The organism is Mesorhizobium sp. M7A.F.Ca.CA.001.10.2.1 (genome assembly GCF_003998575.1).
In the GTDB taxonomy this organism is placed as follows: domain Bacteria; phylum Pseudomonadota; class Alphaproteobacteria; order Rhizobiales; family Rhizobiaceae; genus Mesorhizobium.
Genome location: NZ_RZQY01000956.1, coordinates 1 through 1654, shown reverse-complemented (window position 1 = coordinate 1654; position 1654 = coordinate 1). Strand labels below are relative to the sequence as shown.

Genomic DNA, 1654 nt, shown 5'->3' with positions numbered 1-1654 from the left:
CATCGGCGCCGACCCGGAGAACCTCGTCCATATGAAGCGGATCGCCGACAAATTGTTCGGCGACAGCTACCAGTTCTCGGTGCTGGCCGCCGGCCGCCAGCAGATGCCGCTGATTTCGATCGCCGCGGCGATGGGCGGCAATGTCCGGGTCGGGCTGGAAGACAGTCTCTATGATGGCCGCCAGTTGGCGAAATCCAATGCCGACCAGGTGCGCCGCATCCGTGGCATTCTCGACGGGCTGTCTCTGGAGGTTGCAACGCCAACCGAAGCGCGCGACATGCTGGCGCTCAAGGGCGGCGACCGGGTGGCGTTTTGAGAGACGACCGTGATCAATCCAACATCCAATGACGTCCTCTTACGCCCCGGCCGGATCGAAGACGTCGAAACCATCCACGCGGCGATCCTGAAGCTCGGCACGCATATCGGCGCGCCCGAGGAGATCTTCTCGACGCCGGACGATCTCAGAACGTACGGCTTTGGCGAAAAACCCGCCTTTTCGACCCTGATCGCCGAAGTCGGCGGGGAATTTGCCGGGCTTTGCCTGCATTTCCCGATCTTTTCGACCTGGATGGGGCGGCCTGGCGTCTATGTGCAGGACCTCTATGTCGAGGACCGGTTTCGCGGCCGCAAGATCGGCGAGCGGCTGTTGCGGCATGTTGCGGCGCAGTGCCGGAACGAAGGCGGCGTCTATCTCCGGCTGTCGGTCGACACCGACAATGAAGGCGCCAAGACTTTCTACGAAAGGCTGGGCATCGCCTGGTCGAGCTATGAGCAGACCCAAAAAATCATCGGCGAGGCCTTCTTTGCCTTCGCCGACGCGCCGGAAAACGGGGATCACAAATGAAAGCCTTCTATGCCGAGGAACAAAAGCGTCACGACCCCAAGGCCTTCCTGTCAAGCGGTGCGGCACAGCCCAATCCGGAACAGCCGGAGCGCGTCGAGAGATTGTTAGCCGGCGCATTATCTGCGGGTTGCACGATCGAGCGGCCTCGCAATCATGGGCTCGGTCCGGTCGCGGCGGTGCATACGCCCGAATATCTGGATTTCCTCGAGCATATCTACGCGCGCTGGCAGCGCATCGAGGGTGCTTCGGCCGAAGTGATCCCCAACATCCATCCGATCGCGCGCAACGGCTCGTATCCGGCCTCGGCAGTCGGCCAGGCCGGCTACCATATGGCCGACACCGCTTGCCCGATCTCGGGCGAGACTTGGCAAAGCGCGCTGTGGAGCGCCTGGACCGCGGTCGATGCGGCCGAGGCGGTGATGTCAGGCGTACCGGCCGCCTACGCGCTATGCCGCCCGCCCGGTCACCACGCCTTTGCCGATGTCGCCGGCGGCTTCTGTTTCATCAACAACTCGGCCGTCGCGGCGCAGGTTCTGCGTAAGCAGGCCGCACGGGTGGCGATCCTCGATGTCGACCTGCATCACGGCAACGGCACGCAAGGCATCTTCTACGCACGGCCGGATGTGCTGACCGTCTCGCTGCATGCCGATCCCGTGCGCTTCTATCCGTTCTTCTGGGGCCATGCCGACGAGCGCGGCGAAGGGCCAGGCCTCGGCTACAATTTCAACCTGCCGCTGCCGCGCAAATCCGACGACGCGGCGTTTCTCGAGGCGCTCGAGGTGGCGTTCCAGCGCATCCGTGCCTTTTCGC

Annotated in this window: 3 protein-coding genes; all 3 read left to right on the top strand. The window is 63.6% G+C overall.

The genetic code is table 11. The features are described 5' to 3' along the window. Positions 1–316: 3-keto-5-aminohexanoate cleavage protein (locus EN964_RS33895; protein WP_164776328.1), on the top strand; the 316-nt coding region annotated here is incomplete at its 5' end. Positions 317–328: 12 nt separating this feature from the next. Beyond that, the gene (locus EN964_RS33890) at positions 329–844 is read left to right on the top strand and encodes a GNAT family N-acetyltransferase (RefSeq protein ID WP_127269919.1); all 516 of its coding nucleotides are present in this window, start codon (positions 329–331) and stop codon (positions 842–844) included. Further along, positions 841–1654 (top strand): histone deacetylase family protein (locus tag EN964_RS33885; protein ID WP_164776326.1); only part of this gene is annotated, 814 nt, incomplete at its 3' end. The genes EN964_RS33890 and EN964_RS33885, both read left to right, overlap by 4 nt.